Source organism: Mycobacterium sp. P2_H7, assembly GCF_056403275.1.
In genome coordinates this window covers 169,389-191,333 of the sequence record NZ_JBFUFU010000005.1, presented here as the reverse complement: position 1 = coordinate 191,333, position 21,945 = coordinate 169,389, and the positions used below count along the sequence as shown (strand labels likewise).

At 69.4% G+C, this 21,945-nt stretch carries 21 protein-coding genes; 4 read left to right on the top strand and 17 right to left on the bottom strand.

All coding sequences use genetic code 11. The features are described from left to right. Positions 1–4: 4 nt before the first annotated feature. The 3 genes from AC1DY7_RS06805 to AC1DY7_RS06795 all read right to left on the bottom strand — a co-directional run bounded on the left by AC1DY7_RS06805 (position 5) and on the right by AC1DY7_RS06795 (position 2,832). Positions 5–283, bottom strand: coding sequence for a WhiB family transcriptional regulator (locus tag AC1DY7_RS06805; RefSeq protein ID WP_477492896.1), 279 nt, complete (start codon positions 281–283; stop codon positions 5–7). A gap of 142 nt (positions 284–425) precedes the next feature. Further along, positions 426–575: a hypothetical protein gene (locus AC1DY7_RS06800; RefSeq protein ID WP_477492895.1), complete on the bottom strand. Its 150-nt coding sequence runs from the start codon at positions 573–575 to the stop codon at positions 426–428. A gap of 163 nt (positions 576–738) precedes the next feature. Further along, a complete protein-coding gene (locus AC1DY7_RS06795; protein ID WP_477493221.1) occupies positions 739–2,832 on the bottom strand; it encodes an ATP-dependent DNA helicase UvrD2 in 2,094 nt (697 codons plus the stop codon). Between the two features lie 77 nt (positions 2,833–2,909). Here AC1DY7_RS06795 and mrx1 point away from each other — a divergent pair, with 77 nt between their 5' ends. After that, positions 2,910–3,149, top strand: a complete 240-nt coding sequence (gene mrx1 / locus AC1DY7_RS06790) for a mycoredoxin Mrx1 (protein ID WP_477492894.1) — start codon at positions 2,910–2,912, stop codon at positions 3,147–3,149. 199 nt (positions 3,150–3,348) lie between these two features. On the opposite strand, the gene nudC is transcribed toward mrx1, so the two are convergent. Next, positions 3,349–4,275, bottom strand: coding sequence for an NAD(+) diphosphatase (gene nudC / locus AC1DY7_RS06785; protein WP_477492893.1), 927 nt, complete (start codon positions 4,273–4,275; stop codon positions 3,349–3,351). A gap of 3 nt (positions 4,276–4,278) precedes the next feature. Beyond that, complete coding sequence (locus AC1DY7_RS06780) at positions 4,279–5,364, bottom strand: potassium channel family protein (protein WP_477492892.1); 1,086 nt, start codon at positions 5,362–5,364, stop codon at positions 4,279–4,281. 42 nt (positions 5,365–5,406) lie between these two features. Here AC1DY7_RS06780 and AC1DY7_RS06775 point away from each other — a divergent pair, with 42 nt between their 5' ends. Beyond that, complete coding sequence (locus tag AC1DY7_RS06775) at positions 5,407–5,802, top strand: DoxX family protein (protein ID WP_477492891.1); 396 nt, start codon at positions 5,407–5,409, stop codon at positions 5,800–5,802. Here the strand turns inward: AC1DY7_RS06775 and AC1DY7_RS06770 are convergent. Both AC1DY7_RS06770 and AC1DY7_RS06765 read right to left on the bottom strand, forming a co-directional pair. Further along, entirely contained in the window at positions 5,787–9,011 is a 3,225-nt protein-coding gene (locus AC1DY7_RS06770; RefSeq protein ID WP_477493220.1) for an ATP-dependent helicase, read from the bottom strand. The genes AC1DY7_RS06775 and AC1DY7_RS06770 overlap by 16 nt on opposite strands. Then, positions 9,011–12,097 (bottom strand): PD-(D/E)XK nuclease family protein, encoded by a 3,087-nt coding sequence (locus AC1DY7_RS06765; RefSeq protein ID WP_477492890.1) that lies wholly within the window; start codon positions 12,095–12,097, stop codon positions 9,011–9,013. Before AC1DY7_RS06765 ends, AC1DY7_RS06770 begins: the two co-directional genes overlap by 1 nt. 39 nt (positions 12,098–12,136) lie before the next feature. Between AC1DY7_RS06765 and AC1DY7_RS06760 the strand changes: the two genes are divergently transcribed. Continuing rightward, positions 12,137–12,913: an alpha/beta fold hydrolase gene (locus AC1DY7_RS06760; protein ID WP_477492889.1), complete on the top strand. Its 777-nt coding sequence runs from the start codon at positions 12,137–12,139 to the stop codon at positions 12,911–12,913. Position 12,914: 1 nt separating this feature from the next. After that, positions 12,915–13,214, top strand: a complete 300-nt coding sequence (locus tag AC1DY7_RS06755) for an MGMT family protein (protein ID WP_477492888.1) — start codon at positions 12,915–12,917, stop codon at positions 13,212–13,214. Here AC1DY7_RS06755 and AC1DY7_RS06750 read toward each other — a convergent pair. From AC1DY7_RS06750 to AC1DY7_RS06705, 10 genes are all read right to left on the bottom strand, one after another. Next, positions 13,199–14,263 carry an MSMEG_0565 family glycosyltransferase gene (locus tag AC1DY7_RS06750; protein WP_477492887.1) on the bottom strand — a complete coding sequence of 355 codons (1,065 nt, stop codon included), beginning with the start codon at positions 14,261–14,263 and terminating at the stop codon, positions 13,199–13,201. The genes AC1DY7_RS06755 and AC1DY7_RS06750 overlap by 16 nt on opposite strands. Positions 14,264–14,265: 2 nt before the next feature. After that, entirely contained in the window at positions 14,266–15,111 is an 846-nt protein-coding gene (locus AC1DY7_RS06745) for a carbon-nitrogen hydrolase family protein (RefSeq protein WP_477492886.1), read from the bottom strand. 8 nt (positions 15,112–15,119) lie between these two features. After that, positions 15,120–16,499 (bottom strand): MSMEG_0567/sll0787 family protein, encoded by a 1,380-nt coding sequence (locus tag AC1DY7_RS06740; protein ID WP_477493219.1) that lies wholly within the window; start codon positions 16,497–16,499, stop codon positions 15,120–15,122. Then, positions 16,499–17,554, bottom strand: coding sequence for an MSMEG_0568 family radical SAM protein (locus AC1DY7_RS06735; RefSeq protein WP_477492885.1), 1,056 nt, complete (start codon positions 17,552–17,554; stop codon positions 16,499–16,501). Before AC1DY7_RS06735 ends, AC1DY7_RS06740 begins: the two co-directional genes overlap by 1 nt. Before the next feature lie 9 nt (positions 17,555–17,563). Beyond that, positions 17,564–18,829 carry an MSMEG_0569 family flavin-dependent oxidoreductase gene (locus AC1DY7_RS06730; protein WP_477492884.1) on the bottom strand — a complete coding sequence of 422 codons (1,266 nt, stop codon included), beginning with the start codon at positions 18,827–18,829 and terminating at the stop codon, positions 17,564–17,566. Next, the gene (locus AC1DY7_RS06725) at positions 18,826–19,122 is read right to left on the bottom strand and encodes an MSMEG_0570 family nitrogen starvation response protein (RefSeq protein WP_477492883.1); all 297 of its coding nucleotides are present in this window, start codon (positions 19,120–19,122) and stop codon (positions 18,826–18,828) included. Before AC1DY7_RS06725 ends, AC1DY7_RS06730 begins: the two co-directional genes overlap by 4 nt. Further along, positions 19,115–19,984: a carbon-nitrogen hydrolase family protein gene (locus AC1DY7_RS06720; RefSeq protein WP_477492882.1), complete on the bottom strand. Its 870-nt coding sequence runs from the start codon at positions 19,982–19,984 to the stop codon at positions 19,115–19,117. The genes AC1DY7_RS06725 and AC1DY7_RS06720 overlap by 8 nt, the downstream gene beginning before the upstream one ends. 10 nt (positions 19,985–19,994) lie before the next feature. Next, positions 19,995–20,516 carry an MSMEG_0572/Sll0783 family nitrogen starvation response protein gene (locus AC1DY7_RS06715; RefSeq protein ID WP_477492881.1) on the bottom strand — a complete coding sequence of 174 codons (522 nt, stop codon included), beginning with the start codon at positions 20,514–20,516 and terminating at the stop codon, positions 19,995–19,997. A 142-nt stretch (positions 20,517–20,658) separates the two neighbouring features. Next, the gene (locus tag AC1DY7_RS06710; RefSeq protein WP_477492880.1) at positions 20,659–20,829 is read right to left on the bottom strand and encodes a hypothetical protein; all 171 of its coding nucleotides are present in this window, start codon (positions 20,827–20,829) and stop codon (positions 20,659–20,661) included. A gap of 237 nt (positions 20,830–21,066) precedes the next feature. Then, positions 21,067–21,921, bottom strand: coding sequence for a TIGR02569 family protein (locus AC1DY7_RS06705; RefSeq protein WP_477492879.1), 855 nt, complete (start codon positions 21,919–21,921; stop codon positions 21,067–21,069). Positions 21,922–21,945 lie beyond the last annotated feature (24 nt).

Sequence of the window (21,945 nt, the reverse complement as noted above, 5' to 3'; positions counted from 1 at the left end):
AGAACTAGGCCGCCCGCCCCTCTCGGGTGTCCTTACGCGGGCGCCCACGCGGACGCTTGCGCGCCACGACGGAACCCCGCTCCAGAATCTCCCCGCCCCAGACGCCCCACGGCTCCTGGCGTTCCAGTGCCTCGGACAGGCACAGCCCACGGATGGGGCAGTCGGCGCACAGCGCCTTGGCCTGCTCCAGCTGAACCGGGCTCTCGGCGAACCACAGGTCGGGATCCTCCCGGTGGCACGGCACCGCGGGCAGTTCGAGTTCCTGGCATGTCACGTCAGACATGTCTTTCCCTACTTCCTGGTCGTTGTATCGGTGTCGGTCTTGTTTCGGACCGGTGACCAGGTGTTCGGGAGAGGCTTCCCAAAACAATGGCCACGGATCCGTTGACATCGGGTCCGTGGCCTTTTCGGCGTTCTGGGGCTACCTAGATGGTGCCCCGCTTCACGGACGTGGACGTCGCGGCGGCGGTCCGGCGCTTGTGCTGCGGATTGATGGCAGCGAGCGCCCAACCAGCTCGATGGGCGGAGGCGACGGCGGGCATGACGGAGGGCGTCAGCCAGGGGTACAGAGACATCGCCACAGCATCGGCGCGTACGCCGCTGAATGCTTGATTGGAAATCATGATGTCGTCCCCCTTTCGTCTAGTCGCACTGAATCGGTGATCTTGAGGGTAGAGCCTAACAGCGAAAACCTACAAGGGATTTTCTGACCTGCGGTTTTGGCAGGATCTGTGGGAGTTATGACCGGTTCTTGACGAGTTCGATGACGTCCGGGCCGTACTGCTCGAGCTTGCGGGCCCCGATGCCGGGGATGGAGACCAGCGCCGTCTCGTCGGCCGGCAGCGTCTCGGCGATGGCGATGAGCGTGTTGTCGGTGAACACCACGTAGGCCGGCACGTTCATCTCTTTGGAGGTGCGCAGCCGCCAGTCCTTGAGCTCGGCCAACAATTCCTCGTCGATGTCGGACGGGCAGCTCTCGCAACGGCGCAGCGTGATGGCGGTGGCCGATTCCAGCGCCTTGTTGCACACCCGGCAACGCGGCGCAGGGCCCCGGGGCTTGCGACTGCGGCCGGCGGGGGCGTCCGCCGGGGACTGTGGGGCCACCCCGTTGAGGAAGCGGGACGGTCGGCGGCCCTGCCTGCCACCGGCGACCCGGGCCAGCGCCCAACTCAGCGTCAGATGCACACGCGCCCTGGTGATCCCGACGTAGAGCAGGCGCCGCTCCTCCTCGACCTGCTCACTGTCCGGGCCGTGGGACAGGGCGTGCGAAATCGGCAGGGTGCCATCGGTGACGCCGACCAGGAATACGGCGTCCCACTCCAGCCCCTTGGCCGCGTGCAGCGATGCCAGCGTGACGCCCTGCACCACCGGGGGATGTCGCGACTCGGCGCGTTGGCGCAGTTCGGCGAGCAGGGCGCGCAGATCGAGTGTCGGCCGTTGCGCCACTTCGTCATCCACCAGTTCGGCCAGCGCGGCCAGCGCCTCCCACCGTTCCCGGGCCTTGGTGCCCGTCGGCGGTTCGGCCGTCAACCCGAGCGGCTCCAGCAGCGCGCGCACCACCTGCGGCAGCTCACCGTCGGGTTCGGCGCCTGCGGCACGCTGCATGGCCAGCAGCGCCTGCCGGACCTCCTGACGGCTGAAGAACCCCTCGCCGCCGCGCACCTGGAAGGCGATACCGGCCTCGGTGAGTGCCTCTTCGTAAACCTCGGACTGCGCGTTGATCCGGTACAGCACCGCGATTTCGGAAGCGGGCGTTCCGGATTCGATCAGCTTGGCGATCTGCTTGGCCACGGCGACAGCCTCGGCGGCCTCGTCGGGGTGTTCGGTGAACGACGGCTTGGGGCCGGGGTCGCGCTGACCGACCAGGTGCAGCTTGCTGCCGGCCATCCGGCCGCGGGCCGCCGCGATGACCCGGTTGGCCAGCGACACCACCTCGGGCGTGGAACGGTAGTCGCGTTCCAGGCGCACCACGGTGGCGTCCGGGAAGCGCCGGGAGAAGTCGAGCAGGAACCGTGGCGTGGCCCCGGTGAACGAATAGATGGTCTGGTTGGCGTCGCCGACGACGGTCAGGTCGTCCCGGTCGCCCAGCCACGCGTTGAGCACCCGCTGCTGTAGCGGGGTGACGTCCTGGTACTCGTCGACCACGAAACACCGGTAGCGGTCCCGGAATTCGCCGGCCACGGCGGCGTCGTTCTCGATGGCCGCGGCGGTGTGCAGCAGCAGGTCGTCGAAGTCGAGCAGGGCGGTGCCGTCGCGGTGGGTCTTGAGGTGTTCGTAGTTGTCGTACACCTTGGCCACGGTGGCGGCGTCCATCGGGATGTCGCGGCCGACCTTGGCGACGGCCGTCGCGTACCCCTCGGGCGTGATCAAGGATGCCTTGGCCCATTCGATCTCACCGGCGAGGTCGCGGACATCATCGGTACTGGCATGCAGCGCAGCGCGATTGGCGGCCTGGGCCACCACGGCGAACTTGCTGTCGAGCAGTTGCCAGTCGGTATTGCCGACCACCCGGGGCCAGAAGTACTGCAGCTGGCGCCGCGCCGCGGCATGGAACGTGACTGCCTGCACCGCCGCGGTGCCCACCCCGGACTCGTCACCGAGCGTGCGCAGCCGGCCCCGCATCTCCCCCGCGGCCCGCGCGGTGAAGGTCACGGCGAGTACCTGGCCGGGCGCGACGTGACCGGACGCGACCAGATGCGCGATGCGGCGGGTGATGGTCCGGGTCTTGCCGGTACCGGCACCGGCCAGCACGCACACCGGCCCGCGGGGGGCCAGGACGGCTTCGCGCTGCTCGTCGTCGAGGTCGACGAGGAGGCTGTCGACGGACGGCATGGCGTCCATCATGGCAGGACGCTGTGACATCTACCCGCCTCGGGCATTCCACGATGGTCGGCTACGTTGGACCGACTATGACTACTGCGTTGACCATGTACACGACCTCGTGGTGCGGCTACTGCTCGCGCCTCAAGACCGCGCTCAAGTCCGAGGGCATCTCCTGGACCGAAGTCGACATCGAGGGCGACCCGGCAGCGGCGGAGTTCGTCGGTTCGGTCAACGGCGGTAACCACGTGGTGCCGACCGTCAAATTCGCCGACGGATCGACCCTGACCAACCCGAGCATCAAGCAGGTCAAGGCCAAGCTGGGCTGATCGCGCGGTTGTCGGTGCATCGAACTAATGTTCGATGCATGAACGGTAACCTGCACGCGCTGCGCGCCGAGTTCGACGCGGTCAACGCCGAAATCGACTCACTGGCAGCCAAACCCCGGCAGATGCGCGACGCCTGGCATCTGATGTCGCTGTGCGACCGCGCCCGCGATCTCGCCACGGAGTACGAGCTGCGGGCAGGTCAGTCCAGCGCCGCCCAGGACTCGATGATCTCGCGGGCGATCGAGATGGATCCGGGCAGCAGCAGCCGCGACGGTGACTCGCTGTTCCAGTCGCCGTTCTCCAGGGCGTCACGCACCTGGGCGCGGGTGAACCAGTCGGCCTCGACGATCTCGCCGTCGTTGAACGAGAACGGCTGATCGGGGTCGCCGATGGCGTGAAATCCCACCATCAGTGAGCGCGGGAACGGCCATGGCTGGCTCCCGAGATACTGGATGTCGCGCACCGCGAGCCCGACCTCCTCGGCGATCTCGCGCTCCACGCACGCCTCGAACGACTCCCCCGCCTCCACGAAACCGGCCAGCAGTGAGAACAGCCGTTCCGGCCAGACGGTCTGGCGGGCCAGCACCGCGCGGTCGTGGCCGTCGTGCACCAGGCAGATGATCGCCGGGTCGATGCGGGGGAACTCCTCGTGCCCGTTGACGGGGTTGACGCGTGACCAGCCGGCTTTCATCGTCTTGGTCGGCGAGCCGTCCACCGGGCTGAACCGGGCGGCGTCATGCCAGTTCAGCAGCGCCGTGGCGGTGGACACCAGCTGCGCACTGGCGTCGTCGAAGATCTGGCCGGCACGGCGCAGGTCGAGCACCTCGGTCTCGACGGAGTCGTCCTCCGGGGCTTCCAACGCGCCGCGGATCGCCCAGACGTGCCGGCCGCCAGCGAGCGTGCCCAGGAACACCGCGTGGTCGGGCGGGGTGTCGCCGAGGGCCGTGGTCTTGCTCAGCACGACGCTGGTCCCGGAGATCAGCACCTGATTGCGCCGATCCACGTGCAGCACTGCCGCGTCGGGCCAGCCGGCGATCGCGGCGTCGATATCGGTGCGGACCTGGTCGTCGCGGTCGGCTCCGATGCGCGACAGCAGCGGGACGTTGCGCAGGGTGAAGGCGCTCATCGGTTACTCCTTCGAGCGGATGTACAGCAGGCGGTCGGTCGGCTCGAGGGCGTCCACGCGTTCGTCATCCACACGCAGCAACTGCCCGTCGCGCACCACGCCCAGCACGATGTCAGTGAGATGGCGGGGCGACCCGCCTTCTTCCTTGGGTTCGACCGGTCGTTCCGCGACCGCGAACCCGGCGTCGGGGGTGAGCAGGTCTTCCATCATCTCGACCACGCTCGGCGTCTGGGTGGCGATGCCCAGCAGGCGGCCCGCGGTCTCGGAGGTGACCACGGTGGTGTCCGCGCCGGACTGGCGCAGCAGATGCTGATTCTCGGCCTCGCGGACCGCGGCGATGATCTTCGCGTTGGGCGCGAGTTCGCGGGCGGTCAGCGTGACGAGCACGGCGGTGTCATCCCGGTTCGCGGCGACGATGATCGACTTGGCGTGCTGAGCGCTGGCCAGCCGGAGTACTTCGGAGTCGGTGGCGCTGCCGCGCACGGTGACCAGGCCCGCGCTCTTGGCCCGTTCCAGGGCGGCCGGGTCGTCGTCGACCACGACGATGTCCGCGGGCGCCACGTCATCGCCGATCATCGCGGAAACCGCGGTCCTGCCCTTCGTGCCGTAGCCGACGACGATGGTGTGGTTGCGCACGGATTTCCTCCATCGCTGGATCTTCAGCGCCTGGCGCGACTGGGTGGTCAATGTCTCGACGGTGGTACCGATGAGCACGATCAGGAATGCCACGCGCAGCGGCGTGATCACCAGAACGTTGACCAGTCGCGCTGATTCGGTATAAGGCGTGATGTCGCCGTAGCCCGTGGTGGACAGCGACACGGTGGCGTAGTAGATGCAGTCCAGCAGGGAAAGCGGGTCGCTTTCCTCCGGAGTGGACGCGACGTCCCGGTAGCCGTGCCGGTCGATGTAGACGATCAACACCGCGGCCACCAGCGCGGAGAGCGCCCAGATGACTCGCATGAAAATCTTGCGACTCGGGCTGACGAACTTCTCGGGGATGTTGAGGATTTCGACCAGATCGGCGTCCGGTCGTGTCGTCAGGTTCTGGTCGACCGCCTCCAAGCGCCGACGCAACCTACCTTTGGCCACGAATCACCGATCGGTGGGAGGAAGGCACGTCACAATGTAACCATGACATCCATTTCCTCCGCCGTTCGACAGCCGACAAATCAGTCCCGCGCCCGCTTCATGGGTGGGTGGCTGGTGGGAATGGGCATCCTGCACTTCGTCGCACCCAAACCGTTCGACGCCATCATTCCGGAGGAGTTGCCGGGTAGTGCGCGGTTCTACACCTACGCCTCCGGTGTCGTCGAGGCCGGCGCGGGCGCACTGCTGCTCGCACCGAAGACCCGCAAGCTGGGTGCACTGACCTCCATCGCGTTGTTCGTCGGGGTGTTCCCCGGCAACGTCAACATGGTTCGGTTGTGGAAGGACAAGCCGTTGCCGATGCGGATCGGCGCGGTGGCCCGTCTGCCGCTGCAGATCCCGATGATCACGCAGGCCTACAAGATCTATCGCAACTCGTAGTCGGCCTCCTGCAGTAACGCGGCGAGCTCGTCCGGTCCGGCGAGTTCGTCGGGCCGGAGGGTGACCCCGCTGCGGACGTAGTGAAACGCCGCCCGCACCGATTCCAGCGGGCGGCCCGTCATGCCGGCCCACGCGAGCCGGTACACCGCCAGCTGGACGGCGGCGTGACGCTGCGCCTCCGGCGTGGCGGGCGCATCGCCGGTCTTCCAGTCGACGACGACCTGGTTGCCGTCCCCGTCGTCGAACACGGCGTCGATCCGGCCCCGCACCACCGTGGCGCCGATCATCATGTCGAAGGGCACCTCGACATCGAGAGGGGTCCGCGCCGCCCACGCCGACGACGCGAACGCGGCCTGCAGCTCGGCCAGATCTTCGGCGTCCGCGCGGCCGGCGTCGCCGTCGACCGCGCCCGGCAGATCATCCAGGTCGAACAGCCGCTCGGCGTGAAAGAAGCGCTGCACCCAGTCATGGAATGCGGTGCCCAACAAGGCATGTGGGTCGGGACGTACCGGCAGCCTGCGCCGCAGCCGCTGCAGGGCGGCGGCCCGGTCCTTGCCCAGTTCGACCAGCATGCTGACCGAGAGCTGACCGGGCAGCGGCACCGGTTCCGGCTCACCGGCCCGGGCTCGTTCGGCGAGTAGTGCATCGACATCGGCAGCCCAGTCCTCCGCATCCGCGGCGCTGACCGGGCCTGAGGTATCGGCGCCCTTTACGAGTTCGGCGCCACGCTCGAGAGCCGCACGGCGCGTCGGCTCCGCGGGCCATATCGCCTCGACGACGCTGTCGCACAACGGATTCGGATCACCGTCTGCGGGCTCGGGCGCCCAGTGGTCGATGACACCGCACGGCTCGCCGGACTCGGCGGAAGCCTCGATGATGTTCTTCAGTTCGAGCAGGAACTCCGACGGTCCACGTGGTTTCGACTCGGTGGGTCCCCAGTGGTGGCCCGACACCAGCAGGGTGTGTTCACACCGGGTGAGTGCGACGTACAGCAGTCGGCGTTCCTCATCCACGCGCCGAAGTGCCAGATGATCCTTGTGCTCGGCGATCTTGTCGGCCAGCGCTTTCCGGTCGAAGACATCGGTGGTGTCGAGCACCGGCACCCCGGGTTGGGATTCCATGGCCCGATCCCCGCGCAACAGCGGCGGCAGGTCACCGGCATCGGAGAGCCAGGTCCTGGCCATCGCGGTGGACGGGAAGACCCGGGCGCTCAGGTGCGGCACCGCCACCACCTGCCACTCCAGGCCCTTGGCCGCGTGCACGGTGAGGATCTGGACCCGGTCGGTCGCCACCGCGATTTCGGCGGGGGCCAAACCGTTCTCGATCACGGTCGCCACCTCCAGGTAGGCGAGCAACCCGTCCGCAGTGGCATCGGAACGCTCGGCGAAGTCGGCGACGACGTCGCCGAACGCGTCGAGGTGTTCGGTGCCGCCCCAGCCGGCCGCGACCGGCCGGGCGGCCCTGGCCTCGACGTCCACCCCGAGCACCCGGCGTATCTCGGCGACGAGATCGGGCAGCGGATGCGCCAGATGCGCACGCAGAGCGGTCAATTCACGACCGAGCGCCACGATGCGGGCATACCCGGACGCCGAGTAGTGGGTCTCGGCTCCGGGATCGCAGACGGCGTCGGCCAGGCACGCCGCGTCGGCGTCGGGTGCGGCCTGAGCGACGATCTGCGCGGTGGTGGCCGCCGTCCCTGGCCCGTCCAACTCCACGGCCCGCTGCCACAGCGCCGCGATATCGCGGGCACCGAGGCGCCAGCGCGGTCCGGTCAGCACCCGCATGGCGGCCGCACCGCCGGTCGGGTCGGCGATCAACCGCAGCATCGCGACGACATCTGCGACCTCGGGGATGGCCAGCAGCCCCGCCAGGCCGACGACCTCGACGGGAACCCCGCGCGCCGTCAGCGCCTCGGCCATCGGGGCGGCATCGGCGTTGCGGCGCACCAGTACCGCCGTCGTCGGCGGCACCGGAGTGGCCAGGTAGCGGCCGGCGATCTCGTCGGCCATCCAGTCGCGTTCGGTCACCACGTCGGTCAGCAGCGCACAGCGGATGTCGCCGGGCTCGGCGTCGGGGCGCGGCAGCAGTTCCCGGACGCTGACCGAGCGGCGGCGGGCTTCTGCGGACACTGCGTTGGCCAGGTGTAGCGCCTGCGGTGGATTGCGCCAGCTGGTCCGCAGTTCAAGGGTGGGCGCCGGGGTACCGTCGGCGAGGGGGAAGTCGGTGGCGAACCGCGGCAGATTGGTGGCCGACGCGCCGCGCCAACCGTAGATGGACTGGATCGGATCACCGACTGCGGTGAGGGCCAGCCCGTCATCCACCCCGCCGCCGAACAGCGACGACAGCGCGATCCGCTGTGCGTGACCGGTGTCCTGGTACTCGTCGAGCAAGACCACCCGATACCGTTGCCGCAGTTGCTCTCCCACCTGGGGAGCCGCCACGGCCAGCCGCGCGGCCGCCGACATCTGCGCACCGAAGTCCATCACCTTCGCCGCGCGCATGCGTCGGTGCAGCTCATCGATCAGCGGCACCAGGAGGGTGCGTTCGGTCTGCGTGTCCAACAGTTTGAGCAGCCACTGGGCCGGGCCCTTGTCCCGCTGGTTGGCGCCGGGAGGCAGGTTCAGGATGAGCCGCTCCAGTTCGACATGGGTGTCGGTGAGCGCGGCGGTGTCCACCAGGTGCTCGGACAGCGCACCCGCCAACCGCAGTACCAGCCCGGTGACCGCGGCCGGGGATTTGTCGGTTTCCAGCACCCGCGGATGCTCACACACCACACGGAAGGCCAACTGCCACAGCTCCGTTGCCCCGATCAGTCGGGTGTCGGGTTCGACCGGCAGCAGCAGACCGTATTCGCGCAGCAGTGTTCCGGCGAAGGCGTGATAGGTACTGATGGTCGGGGGGTCCTCAGCGCGCATCTCCGGGCACAGACCGGCGCCGGCGAGTCGGGCCAGCCTGGCCCGGACACGGCGCAGCAGCTGTCCGGCGGCCTTGCGGGTGAACGTCAGCCCGAGCACCTCGGCCGGCCCGGCGTACCCGTTGGCCACCAGCCACACCACCCGCGCGGCCATGGTCTCGGTCTTGCCCGCACCCGCGCCGGCGATGACGACGAGCGGCCCCGGCGGCGCGGCGATGACCGCCGCCTGCTCAGCGGTGGGTGCGAAAAGACCGAGCGCGTCGGCCAATTCGAACGGACTGTACCTCGTGGCGATCACAGCGACTCCCCCTGCTGGTGCGCCGGGCACATCGCGCGCACCGGGCAGTGACCGCAATTGTCGTTCACCCTGGCGACGAACGCCGGCCCCTGGGTGGCCGCCGCGGCCGCCACAACCTGGTCACGCCACTGGACGGCGGCGTCCGGGGTCAGTGCGTCCTGCGTGCGTTCGGTCGCCCCGCCGGCACTGGGTTTGGCGGGGTAGACCAGCACACCGCCACCGGGCTCGTCGCCTTGGGGCAGCACGCCTTCGGCGATGGCCAGTTGGTACAGGGCCAGCTGTGCGTGCCGCTGGGCGTCGTCCTTGGTGACCGGGCTCTTCCCGGTCTTGACGTCGACGATCACCAGCCGGTCGGCATTGTCGCGCTCCAACCGGTCGACACGGCCCCGCACCCGCACCCCGGGGGCGACCAGTCCGTCGACGGCGACCTCGGTGCCCACCTCGGTCAGCTGGCGGCGGGTGAGTTCCCGCCACTGCGCGAAGGCCGACAGCATGGCGCCGTGCCGGGCCAGTTCGTTGTCGGCGTACCACTGGGATTCGAACGGCAGTGCGCCCCAGACGTTCTCCAGCTCGGCCAGCAGCTGGTTCTCCGTCTTGGTCGAGTCGGCGACCAGGGCGTGCATCAGCGACCCGATGGCCGAGCGGACGTCGCGGCTGTCACTACCGCCGTGGCGTTCCAACAACCACCGCAGCGGGCAATCGGACAGGGTCTGCACCGTGGACGGCGACACGGTCACCACGTGCTCGTCCCCCGACCACAGCGGCTCGCTGGTCGAGGGCTCCGACCGGCCATGCCAGGACGCCGGGTCCGCGCCGGCCACCCCCGCGTCGGCCAGCCGGGCCAATTGTGTTGCCGCGCAATGACGGACCTCGTCGTCAATCTCCCCGTCGGGGGCACACACCACGGCCCGCAACCGGCCCACCAGTGCCGCAGGAGCCAGCACTCGCGGGGCGACGACCGGGGCGGGCTCGCGCTCCGGGTCGTCGGTGGCCAGTTCGGCGAGTTCCGCACAGAACGGCGACGGCAGCATCTCGGCATCCCCGCTGTCGCTGTCCACCGCGGTCACCAGGATCCGGGTGCGCGCCCGGCCCATCGCGGCGATGAGCAGCCGGCGTTCCTCGGCCACCAGCGGCGCCCGTACCGAGACCGGCTGCCCCGGCTCGGCCACCCCGTCCAGGATGTCGACCAGATGCTGGGTTCCCAGGACTCCGCCGCGTGGAACGGTGTTGGGCCACAACCCTTCCTGCACACCGGCGATGACGACGAAGTCCCACTCCCGGTCCAGCACGGCGTGGGCGCTGCACACGGCAACCGCCTCGCCGCGGGCGGTGCGGTCGGCGGTGACCGGCAGGCTCAGCCCGTCGACGTGGTCGAGCAGACCCCTCAGTGTCGCCCCGGTGGTCCGGGTGACGTACTGCTCGGCCACGTCGAACAGGGTGGTGACGGCGTCGAGGTCGCGTTCGGCGGCCGACCCCGCCGCGCCGCCGCGCTCCGCGGCCGCCACCCAGCGGCGTTGCAGGCCGCTGCGATGCCACGCCTGCCACAGCGTGGAGCGGGGATCTTCCCCCGCGCGACGGCTGCGCTGCGCGGCACGCAAGACCCCACCGACCCGCTGCAGGCTACGTCCGTGCTCGGGTGCCACTCCGGCGGGCACCCGCCGGACGGCGTCGGCGAGCAGCTCGGGGAACTCCCGCTGATGGTTGTCGAGGCGGCGCAACGTCCGGCGCAGCTGTCGCAGCGAAACCGGGTCGACCCGGCCGATCGGACCGGTGACCAGGTCGAGCACCGCTTCGCCCGACACATCCTCCGCAGCGGCACCGAGCACCGTGAGCAGGGCGTGCACGGCGGGCTGCCGGGCCAGCACCGGCTCGGCGGTGGGCAGGTCCACCGGGACACCGGCCGCGGCGAGCGCCCGCCCGAGTGCGGCGCCGGCACGCGGCACGGATCGCACGATCACCGCCATCTGCGACCACGGCACCCCGTCGATCAGGTGAGCACGGCGCACGGCGTCGGCGACCACGGCGGCCTCGGCGTGGGCCGATGCCGCGATGCGCACCGAGACCGACCCGGGGTTGTCTGCGCCACCGGTGAACTCGCCGAAACCTTCGCCGGCGGGCAACCGGCGGGCGATACCGGAGATGGCGGTGGCCACCGCAACCGAACAGCGATGCGACGCCGTCAACGTGACGGCGGGAGTATCGGTGCGCAGCAACGCGGGATCGGCACCGCGGTATCCGAACACCGACTGGTTGGGATCACCGGCGATGACGGTGAGCCCCGCGCCCGCGGCGAGGACACGGACGAGCAGCGCGGCCTGCGGGTCGAGGTGCTGGGCGTCGTCGACGAGCAGCAGTTGGATGCGGGCGCGTTCGGCGGCCAGCAGGTCCGGATCGGTGGCCAGCGCATCCAGCGCGGCACCGACGAGTTCGGCGGCGCCCAGAGCAGGCACCGTGGCCTGCGGCGCGGCCATCCCGACCGCGGCACGGAGCAACATGACCTGTTCGTACACCTGCGCGAAGCGCCCGGCGGCCAGCCATTCCGTGCGTCCGGACAACTTGCCGAGGCGCTGCAGCGCCACCGGGTCGACCCCGCGCTCCGCGCAACGGGCCATCAGGTCGCGAAGTTCGGAGGCGAAACCCGCCGTGCCCAATGCGGGGTGCAGGGCAGACGGCCACGCCGCGGCACCGTCTTCGAGGTCACCGGCGAGTAGTTCGCGGATGATGCCGTCCTGTTCGGCGCCCGTGATGAGCCGCGGCGGCGGGTCGCCGTTGCGCTGGGCCGCCAGACGCAGCACGGCAAAAGCGTAGGAGTGCAACGTACGCACCAGCGGTTCCCGGACCACCCCGACCCCGCTGCGCAGCAGGGTGGCGGTGATCTCGGCCCTGGCCGCGGCACCCAGGCGCGCCGAACCCGTGAGCAGCAGGACCGATTCGGTCGGCGCCCCCGCGGCGATGTGCGCGGCAGCGGCGCCGGTGAGCAGTCTCGTCTTGCCGGTGCCGGGACCACCGAGCACGCGGACCGTGCCGCGCAGCCCGGGGTCACCCAGTGCGTCGGGCTCCAGCGCGGTGCGGGATGCGGTCATGCCGACATGTCATCACGGGGGTCCGACAAGTAGCCTCAGATGGTGCTGCACGCCTACCGCTACGGTCCCGACAAGCCGATCCAGGTACTGGCCATCCACGGACTGACAGGTCACGGCAAGCGCTGGGAGACACTGGCGGCCGAGCATCTGCCGGACGTGTCCATCCTGGCGCCGGACCTGATCGGGCACGGCCGATCGAGTTGGGCGGCACCGTGGACCATCGAGGCCAATGTGGCGGCGCTGGCCGCCCTCCTGGACGCCGAGGCCTCCGGGCCGGTGCTGGTGGCGGGGCACTCGTTCGGTGGAGCGGTGGCGCTGACGCTGGCGGCCACCCGGCCCGATCTGGTGGCGAGCCTGGTCCTGCTCGATCCGGCCGTCGCGCTGGACGGTCAGTGGATGAGCGACATCGCCGAGGCGATGCTGTCCTCCCCCGATTACCCCGATCGCGACGAGGCCCGCGCGGACAAGTTGTCCGGGTCATGGGTCGAGGTGGACCGTGACGAACTCGAGCGGGAGCTCGACGAGCATCTGATCACGCTGTCCAACGGGCGCCTGGGCTGGCGCATCAGCGTGCCGGCCGCGATGTCCTACTGGAGTGAGCTGACCCGACCGGTCGCGTTGCCTGCCAACAAGATTCCGGTCACCCTGATCCGCGCCACCCGTACCTCGCCGCCGTATGCCACCGAGGAACTGGTCGCCACCCTGCGCGAGCCGCTGGGCGACCAACTCACCCTGACCGAGCTGGACTGCGACCACATGGTGGGCCAGGCCCGCCCGGCCGAGACCGCCGCCGTCATCCGCGCACAGCTGGGCTGAGATGGCGCGCATCACCGAGGAGCAGGTGGAGGCGGTGCGCGCACTGGTGGCCGCGATACCGGCGGGCCGGGTGAGCACCTACGGGGACATCGCGGAGGAGGCAGGCCTGTCCAGCCCCCGGACCGTGGGCTGGGTGATGCGCACCGATTCGTCGGACTTGCCGTGGCACAGGGTGATTCCCGCGTCCGGACGACCCGCACCGCACCTGGCGACCCGCCAATTGGAACGGCTGCGGGCCGAAGGGGTGTTGGCCGCCGACGGACGGGTGCCGCTGCGCGAATACCGTCACGAATTCGCGTAGAAGTCCAGATGTGCGCGAGCGGCCGCCTCCCACGTCATCGACCTCGCCAGCGCGCGCCCGGGCGCGGGATCGTGCGGGACCGCAAGCGCGGCCGCCATTTCGGCGGCGAACCCGGCAGCATCGGCGGCGAAACGCACCGTGTCGCCGAACACCTCACGCAAGACCGGTAGGTCGCGGGTCACCACCGGCCTACCGGCCGCCAGCGCCTCCATGGCCGCCAGGCCGAACCCTTCCTTGGTGGACGGAAAGGCGAACACCCGGCAGCCCGCCACCAGCGCCGGCAGGTCGGCATCGGCGATGGCCCCCAGGATGACGGGCTGCACCCCGAGTGCCGCGCAGGAGGCGTCGAAGGCCACGCGGTAGTCCCGATAGTCGAAGAGCGTCTCCCCGCCCGCGATCACCAGGGACAGTTCCGGATGGCGTTGCCGCAGAAGGTGGTAGGCCTCGACCAGATCCAGGGTGCCTTTACGCGGTTCGATACCACCGACGGTCAGGACGTACGCCCCGAGCTCGTCCTGCCAACGGTTCCCCGCAGCGACGGAAGCGTCGATGAAACGTTGCGCGTCAACACCATTGGGGATCACCACCGGGTCCAGGCCCCAGCCCTCCCGGACCTCGGCCGCGACCGCGGCGGACACGCAGATGCGGGCGGACGGCTCCACGATCGCCTTCTCGTGGCATTCGGCGAGCACCGGGGTGGTGAACTGGTCGAGGTGGTGGATGGTGCGGATGCACGTCCCGACGGCGTTGGCACTGATGCAATCCTGGGCGTGCACGACGTCGTACTCGCCCGCGGTGAACTCCCGGCCCAGCACCTCGATCGATCGGACGATGCGATCGGTGACCGTGTCGGCGGGATGATCGACGAACTCCACCAACCGCACCGTGACGGCCGGGTCGATCTCCCGGAAGAAGCCGCGATCGCCCGCGCGGGCCAGCGACCATACCGTGACGTCGGCCCCCAGGCGGGCCATCGCCTCCGCGAGGTAGAGCGTGTGCACCACTCCTCCACGAGGTTTGGTGGAATAGGTCAGCAGGGCGATGCGCACGGTCAACCCCGGGCGGACTTGACGTGGTAAGTGGCCGGGCGCAGTTCGGCCAGATGGTTCAACACCCTTCTGGCGCGGGTGATCTCGGCCAGCACATCGATTTCCGCCTTCGCGATACCACCTTTGGACCTGGTGGTGGCGAGGATGTCGCCACCGGGCCCCACCACCTTGGCCTGCCCCAGGAAGCGCAGATTGCCCATCACGCCGGTCTGGTTGGAGGACACCAGGACGACTTGGTTCTCCGCCGCACGGGCACAGTCGTAGAGGTCGAACAGTCGGGACTGCCGGTCGGCCGGCAGCCGTGAAGCGCGATCGGTGACGCTCGCCGGCCACGCCGACAGCGCGGCGATGATCTCGGCGCCGTCGACGGCAAGTGCGCGTGCGGCTTCCGGGAAGGTCTTGTCGTAGTCGATGAGCATCCCGACCCGTCCGACCGGGGTGTCGAAGGTGCTGAACCCGTCACCCGCCAGATAGGTGAGGGCCTCGCCGGCGGGCTGGTGCACCTTGCGATACGTGCCGAGCACGCCGTCCCCGGACACGCAGATCGCCGCGTTGTAGCGGGCACCGCCGGGTGCCGCCTCCGCGTAGCCGACACAGACCGTCATCGCACCTGCCGCGGCGATGACCGCGGCGATCTCGGCACCGTCGGGATCCAGTGCGGGCGGCGGATCGTCCGGATCGGGTGTGGTGAAATCGCCGATGTAGCCGCCGAGACAGGCATCGGGCAACACCAGCAGGTCGACTCCGTCCTGTGCCGCCGACTCGACGATGCCGACCACTTTCGACACCCCGCGGTCCACATCTCGGCCGAAGTGGGCTGCGACCGCTCCCAACGTGACTGGCGCCATGACTCCCCTCAGGCCGCTCCGAGACCGGTGACCGGCGACGCCAACACCGTCGTCGCCGCTCCGTCAGGCCAGCGTAGGCGCACCCCGGCCGTCGCGGTGAGTGACCCGCAGGCTGCCGTCTGCACCCCGTGCGGAGTGGGAACGGATTGCCGGGCGCCCGCGGTCAGCATCGCGTAGCCGGGAAAACACGTCAGCCAGGAACCCATCGAAGCGTCGGCGGGACGCGGGACGGCGGCGACGTCGAGTTCGGCGCCGGTGCCACTGGCCTCGGCCAGCATCCCGAGGGTGCCGACGATGCCGGCCATGCTGACGTCCTTGGCCGCCTGCGGCGCCATCCCTGCGACCAGACCGGTCATGGCGCGCAACTCGGCGCCGCCGCGCATGCTGGTCGAATCCCATTGCCTGCCAGCGTAACCCGGCCGCCAGGTGCCGGTCAGATCGACGGTGAGCCCGACGCCGTCACCGGGCCTGCCGCCCCCGCCGGGTACCGGTGCGGCCGTGCGGCCCAGCGCGGTGACCGCCAGCGCAGCGGGTACGCCGAGTTGCGTGTGCCCGCCCAGCACAGGGACATCCCACGCCCTCGACGCCGCGGCGACACCACTGAGGATCCGATCCAGCAGCGCTCGTGTCGGGGCACCGACCGCGTCGAGCAGCCCCACCGGAGCCGCACCCATCGCGGTCAGGTCGTTGACATTCACCAGCACCGAACACCATCCGGCCCACTCCGGGTCGCGTTCCACCATGGACGGGATGATGGCGTCGCAGGCGGCGATCAGATCGGTGCCGGACACCGGTGCCCCGTCGTCGCCGAGGAAACCTGCCGGTCCGAGCGCGCCCGCCACCGATCGCAGCGGAGCCAGGGACGGCCCGAGAAACGACTTGGTGGCGCAGGCCAGGGCCCGAAACGGATTGAGCGGCCAACGGATCCAGGTGTGCGGGTGGCCGGCGATCTCGGTGTCGCCCAGCGTCTGCCAGCCCAATGCACTGAACATCGGCAGATACCGGCGCTGCACGGTGGCCTCGAAACGCAGCACCCCGGCGGTCTCGGCGTGCGCGCACGCGGCCCGGATCAGCGCCGGGCCGACACCGATCGGTGCGGCGGGGTCGGCGACCAGCCTGCTGCCGGTCCACCAGCCCAGGTCGACCGCCCCGACGGGCGCCAGTCGAACACCGCCCAAGACGTGGCCATCGGGGTCGGTGGCCACGAGCACCACCATGCGCGGATCATCGTCGGCGTCATCGCGGTCGGTGCCGGCGAAAAGTCCCTGTTCGACGACGAAGGCCTCGCGCCGCAACCGCCGGTATCCCTCAATCTCGACCTCGTCGGCTGGACGCACGAGAAATGCTGCGGGCGCTCGGGTTCCGGACAGAATGGACAGTTCGGTCATCATGCCCCCAGGTTCTGCAACACCGAACAGGCCCCGCAGGCCGCGCACCCGGCACGCTGATCGGCACCCGCCATACCCGCCATGGTCAACAACGCGGCGACCTCGCGGGACACCTTCTCCACCAGCGCGGCGTCGGGAGAAGCGGCCGAGTCCACGTCGACGGCCAACGATCCCGCCTGCGGGCGGTAGGGCACCACGAACGGGTAGACGCCCATCTCGACCAATTCGGCTGCCCCGGCGACGAGTTCGTCCGGATTCTCCCCGAGACCGACCAGAAGATAGGTCGACACCTGGTTGCGGCCGAAGACCCGCACCGCCTCCCGCCACGCCGCCCGGTAGCTGTCCATCGGCACGGTGGCCTTGCCGGGCATCCAGCGCCGGCGTACCTCGTCGTCCAACGACTCGACGTGGATGCCGATCGCGTCGGCACCGGCCTCCCGGAGTTCGGTGAGGACCGCCAGATCTGCCGGGGGTTCACACTGCACCTGGATCGGCAGATGCGGGACGGCGGCCTTGACCGCACGCACGCACCGGGCCAGATGCCTTGCACCGCGGTCGGTTCCGGCCGATGTGCCGGTGGTCATCACCATCTGGGTGACACCGTCCAGACGCACGGCGGCCTCGGCCACCTCGGCGAGTTCGGCGGGGCGTTTGACCGCGGTGGTGGCACCCGCGCGCAGCGATTCCTCGATGGTGCAGAACCGGCAGCGTTGATCTGCCGCGTACCGGATACAGGTCTGTACCACTGTGGTGGCCAACACATTCCGTCCGTGTAGCCGCGCCAGCTTCTCGTAGGGCACACCTTCGGCGGTGTGCAGGTCATAGAACCGGGGCCGGTCGATGACCTCGACGTCCAGCCCGGTGTCCACGCCGTCGAGCAGCACTCGGGAGCCGTCGAACACGAAGGGGCTTTCCGGGTTTCGCGGGATGGCGGCGTTCAAGCCGTCGATGACGAGGTGGCCGTCGGCACTGGGCCCGGCGCCGGCGGTTCGGCTGACCGGCGGGCGGCCGCGAAAGCCCGACAGGGCGAGATCGACTCTGGTGGATACGGACACAACGGCTCCCTAGCTGGCGACGGCGTCGGTGCGGAAGGTGCGTCGGCGAACCTTGCTGATGATGTGATCGGCGACGTGTTGCGCGTCGCGGTCGATGCCCAGGAAACGCCCGGAGCCCCAGGTGTGCATCCACGGCAGCCCGACGAAATTCAATCCGTCGACGTTGGTGATGCCGCGGGTCTGCATGGGCCTGCCGCCGCCGTCGAACGCGCTGGCCTCGATCCAGCGGTAGTCGGGCCGGTAGCCGATGGCCCAGACGATGCTGGTGACGCCGGCCGCCGCCAGATCCAGTGCGGTGGGGTCGCTTTCGCAGGCCCACACCGGCTCATACCGTGAGGGTGGCGGCGCGTCGATCCCCGCGGCCTCGATGTGCCGGTCGATATCGGCGCAGATCGAGTTGTACACCGCGTCAGCGTGGTCCAGCGCCTGGGTCAGCGTGGGTTCGAACCGCAGCAGGGCGTCCTTGCCGTCGGCCAGGGTGCCGTACAGCTTCATCCCCTCGGCGGCGAACTGGCGCAGGTCGACATCACGTCCGCCGTCGCGCCCGGTGACGTAGTGGTTGGTCTTCTCGATCGCGGCCTTGCCACCGGGGTACTGCTGGGCGGGCCGGTCGTACAAGCCCATATCCGCCAGCCACGTCATGCAGTCCCGCCCACGGTAGAACCTGGCCACCCGCGGCGCGCTGCCGACCGCGAGGTGCACCTGCCGGCCCGCCAGGTGCAGGTCTTCGGCGATCTGAGCGCCCGACTGCCCGGTCCCGACCACCAGCACCGCTCCGTCGGGCAGCTGCGCGGCGTTGCGGTACAGCTCGGAGTGGATCTGGGTGATCTCGGTGTCCAAGGTGCTCGCGTACGGCGGGATCACCGGAAGGGGGTAACCGCCGGTGGCGATGACGACATGCGCGCAGGTGAGGGTCTCTCCCTCGTTGAGGGTGAGTTCGAATCCCTCTGGATGCTGGGCCAGCCGGGTCACCCTGGTCTGCGTGCGCAGGGGCGGGGTGAAGGTGTCCAGCCAACCGGACAGCCACGCCACCACCTCGTCGCGCGTCATGAAGCCGTCCGGGTCGGGCCCCGCGTAGGCGTAGCCGGGCAGTTTGCAGTGCCAGTTCGGTGTCACCAACGTGAAGTTGTCCCAACGGGTGTCGGCCCAGGCATGCACCGCGGTACCGGCCTCCAGCACGACGTGCTCGACGCCTGCACGGCCGAGGTACCAGCTGACCGACAGTCCGGCCTGCCCGCCGCCGATGACGGCGACTGGGGTGTGCGTCGTCGTCATGACTGCTCCAGCGCGGGATGCATGCGGGTGATCTCGACGACCGCGTGCTCGGGGAATCGCCCGGCGGCGGTCGTGATCCGTTCGGCGGTGTCGGCGGCCGAGGTGCAGGCGAAGCCGAACTTGGCGCGCACCCGTTCACTGGCCTCGCCGAGCGCCTGGATGCTGCGGTCGACGAAATCGTGCACGGTGTAGCTCTTTCCGGCATGCAGGTAGTCATGCATCACCAGGCTCGGCGAGTAGCACCGCTGGGTACTTCCGTCCGGCCAGCGCACCTCGAAGGTCATCTCAGGCATGTGCGAACTCCTCGGTGAGCGGGCCGTAGACATCCGGCCTACGGTCACGCAGGTGGAACATGCCGGCCCGCATGGTGCGGAAGGTGGCGTCCACGTCGACCTCGGCCACCGCCATCCCGCTACCGAGAAGTGTTGTGGCCAGGATGTTTCCGCCCGGATCGACCACCTTGGCGTTACCGACATAACGCAGAGAGCCAAAGGTTCCGCTCTGATTGGAGGCGATCCAGAACACCTGGTTGTCCAGCGCGCGAGCGGTGTCGAACAGGTTGAACCGGTAGGTCCAGCGGTCGTCCTGCAGATTCTCGGCGGTGGCGGTGCGGGCCGCCGGCCAGGCCGACAGACTGGCGATGATCTGGGCTCCGCCGAGAGCCATCATGCGAGCGGCTTCGGGAAACGCCTTGTCGTAACAGATCTGCAGCCCGACCCGGCCGACCGGGGTGTCGAAGACGTCGTAGTCCGAACCCGCCGAGTAGGACATGCCCTCGCCGAGTGGCTGGTGCACCTTGCGGTACCTGCCGTAGACGGTGTTGCCGTCCAACACCGCAGCGGTGTTGTAGCGGGTCTCGCCGTCCTCGGCCAATTCGCAGAAACCGATGGCGACCACCAGATCCCCGACGATCTCCTGGACCCGGGCGATCTCCGGGCCGTCGATCCGGATGGCCGGCGGCAGAGAGCGTTTGGTGTTCTTGACGGTATCGCCGTGGTTGCCCAGCGAGGACAGGTAGCCGCCGATCGCGGCCTCCGGGAACACCAGGAAGTCGACGCCCTTGGTGCGGGCCTCCTCGGTCAGCGAGGCGATCAGCGCGTAATTCTGTTCCAGATCTCGCGTGAAGTTCGCCGAGACGGCGGCGAGGGTGGTCATCCGGGTGCGCCTAGACCATGTAGGTGGAGTTGATGATGGCGCCCTTGCGGGCGTAGTAGATGAGCGCATCCTGGACGTCGAGGGGATGCGCCGGGATGACGCCCTCGATGAGGTCCTCTTCACGGCCGCCGTGCAGGGCGAGCCCGAACCGGCAGGCGAACACGGTGCCGCCCTCCTTGATGAAGGTGCCCAGCGCGTCGTTGATGTTCTGCTCGCCGGGGAATCCGGAATCACCGGTCTTCGGAAAGCCCCGGGTGGCAAGGCAATTGATGGCGCCTGGCCCGTAGAAGTAGATCGCCGATTCGAAGCCCTTGCGCAGTGCGCGGGTGGCCTGCAGCACCGCGACGAACGAGACGGACGATTCGTGCGCGATGCCGTGCACCAGCGTGAAGTAGCTCTCCCCCTCCTCGGCCTGGTAATCCGGGAAGATCTTGGTGGCGCCGTAGAGGTTGGACCCCTTCGGCAGGGAGGGGTGCGGGATCTCGGCCAGCGAGGTCGCGATGTTCTCGGCGATGGATGCGTCAAATGCCATGAAGGACTCCAAGATTGGGTGTTATTGGGGTGCTTCCCATTACAGGCGCCAACCATTACCGGGTGGTTAGGGATGGAATACATCTGCATTGCGCGTGGCTCACCGGCGCAATGGCCGCGTAACACGCTGATGGTGTGTTGAGTTACCCGTTCTGCAGGTTGACGATGCGGGCGGGGCCGTGGTTGTTGTGCCAGCCGGGCTTGGCGGTGGGGGCGGTGCTGGTGGTGGCTGCGGCGGCGGTGCCGGCCAGCCCGAGGGCTCCGGCTCCGATGATGCCTGCGGTGACGATGCTGAATCCGAGTGTCTTGATCATTTCGGTAATCCTTTGTGTGAGTGGCTTTCTGCGTTGAGATAAGAATGCCGCGATTCACACGTGGGATCTGTCCGGTGATGGGTGGATGCACCGGGTGAACTGGATGTCCTCCGATCGGGGGAAGTGCATCGGCATCGACGCGCGAGCGTGCACCCAGATCGCCTGAGCACGCACAACCACGCTCTGATGGCACGCTCGCGACGGTGTCACCGTTGCACTCGGCACCGGGCGGGCCGACTACAGCGCGAGGCGAACCAGAGCCGCGGTGCGGGCCAGTCCGGGGAACGACGCCGCGGTGGCCCGTGGGTGCAGGGCGTGCACTGCGAGCCGGAACATCAGCGCGCGCAGCAGCATCTGTGGCCATTCCGGCAGCGGACTCCACCGCTCGACGAGACCGTCATCGGCGTCGCCCCACGCGAGGGCGTCCACGACGACGACACCGGCGGCCCAGGCCGGGGGCCGCCAGTACGGGGTGATGTCGGTGATGCCGGGCGCGGCGGCACCGGCGAAAAGCACGGTGCCGTACAGATCGCCGTGCACCAGCTGACTGGGGCTTCGCGTCGGCTTTCGCAACGACGCCAGCTGATTGATCAGTTCGACCGACTTCTGACCGTCCGCCGAACCCGGCGAGACACGGGCACCGGCCGGCAGCGCGTGCAGGGGCCGGTCCTCCCACGCTGCGCGGTCGGCGGCGATGAACACGTCGACGTCAGACCACGGCGCCACCGGAGGCTGGGTGAGGAATCGCGGCCGCTCCAGTTTGGCCGTCGCTTCGTGCAGGCGCACGGCCGCGGACACCACCTCGTCATGGCGCGGCTCCGGGGTGCCCGCGACGAAAGTGTCGGCGCGCCACCCGGCGACGACGTAACGGCCGTCGGTCGAGCGGACGGGCCGGGCCAGCCGGATGCCGTCGGCGAACAACGTCTCGCGGATCTTCGCCGACCACGCGGCGCGCGCATGGTCGGCGACCATCGACATCACCACTTCGCCGCAGCGCCAGCCACCCTCCCAGCTGGACCCCAGCGGGACGGGGCTCAACCCGCCGAGCCCGAACGCCGCCAACACATGTTCCGGTGGCAGTTCGTCAGTCACGCACGTCAGCCTAGGCGGTGCCTG

Excerpts from the sequence above, each read along its gene's own strand:
- AC1DY7_RS06805 (WP_477492896.1), bottom strand. The coding sequence starts at position 283 with ATGTCTGACGTGACATGCCAGGAACTCGAACTGCCCGCGGTGCCGTGC.
- AC1DY7_RS06800 (WP_477492895.1), bottom strand. The coding sequence starts at position 575 with ATGTCTCTGTACCCCTGGCTGACGCCCTCCGTCATGCCCGCCGTCGCC.
- AC1DY7_RS06795 (WP_477493221.1), bottom strand. The coding sequence starts at position 2,832 with ATGCCGTCCGTCGACAGCCTCCTCGTCGACCTCGACGACGAGCAGCGC.
- mrx1 (WP_477492894.1), top strand. The coding sequence starts at position 2,910 with ATGACTACTGCGTTGACCATGTACACGACCTCGTGGTGCGGCTACTGC.
- nudC (WP_477492893.1), bottom strand. The coding sequence starts at position 4,275 with ATGAGCGCCTTCACCCTGCGCAACGTCCCGCTGCTGTCGCGCATCGGA.
- AC1DY7_RS06775 (WP_477492891.1), top strand. The coding sequence starts at position 5,407 with ATGACATCCATTTCCTCCGCCGTTCGACAGCCGACAAATCAGTCCCGC.
- AC1DY7_RS06765 (WP_477492890.1), bottom strand. The coding sequence starts at position 12,097 with ATGACCGCATCCCGCACCGCGCTGGAGCCCGACGCACTGGGTGACCCC.
- AC1DY7_RS06760 (WP_477492889.1), top strand. The coding sequence starts at position 12,137 with ATGGTGCTGCACGCCTACCGCTACGGTCCCGACAAGCCGATCCAGGTA.
- AC1DY7_RS06755 (WP_477492888.1), top strand. The coding sequence starts at position 12,915 with ATGGCGCGCATCACCGAGGAGCAGGTGGAGGCGGTGCGCGCACTGGTG.
- AC1DY7_RS06745 (WP_477492886.1), bottom strand. The coding sequence starts at position 15,111 with ATGGCGCCAGTCACGTTGGGAGCGGTCGCAGCCCACTTCGGCCGAGAT.
- AC1DY7_RS06740 (WP_477493219.1), bottom strand. The coding sequence starts at position 16,499 with ATGACCGAACTGTCCATTCTGTCCGGAACCCGAGCGCCCGCAGCATTT.
- AC1DY7_RS06730 (WP_477492884.1), bottom strand. The coding sequence starts at position 18,829 with ATGACGACGACGCACACCCCAGTCGCCGTCATCGGCGGCGGGCAGGCC.
- AC1DY7_RS06725 (WP_477492883.1), bottom strand. The coding sequence starts at position 19,122 with ATGCCTGAGATGACCTTCGAGGTGCGCTGGCCGGACGGAAGTACCCAG.
- AC1DY7_RS06720 (WP_477492882.1), bottom strand. The coding sequence starts at position 19,984 with ATGACCACCCTCGCCGCCGTCTCGGCGAACTTCACGCGAGATCTGGAA.
- AC1DY7_RS06715 (WP_477492881.1), bottom strand. The coding sequence starts at position 20,516 with ATGGCATTTGACGCATCCATCGCCGAGAACATCGCGACCTCGCTGGCC.
- AC1DY7_RS06710 (WP_477492880.1), bottom strand. The coding sequence starts at position 20,829 with ATGATCAAGACACTCGGATTCAGCATCGTCACCGCAGGCATCATCGGA.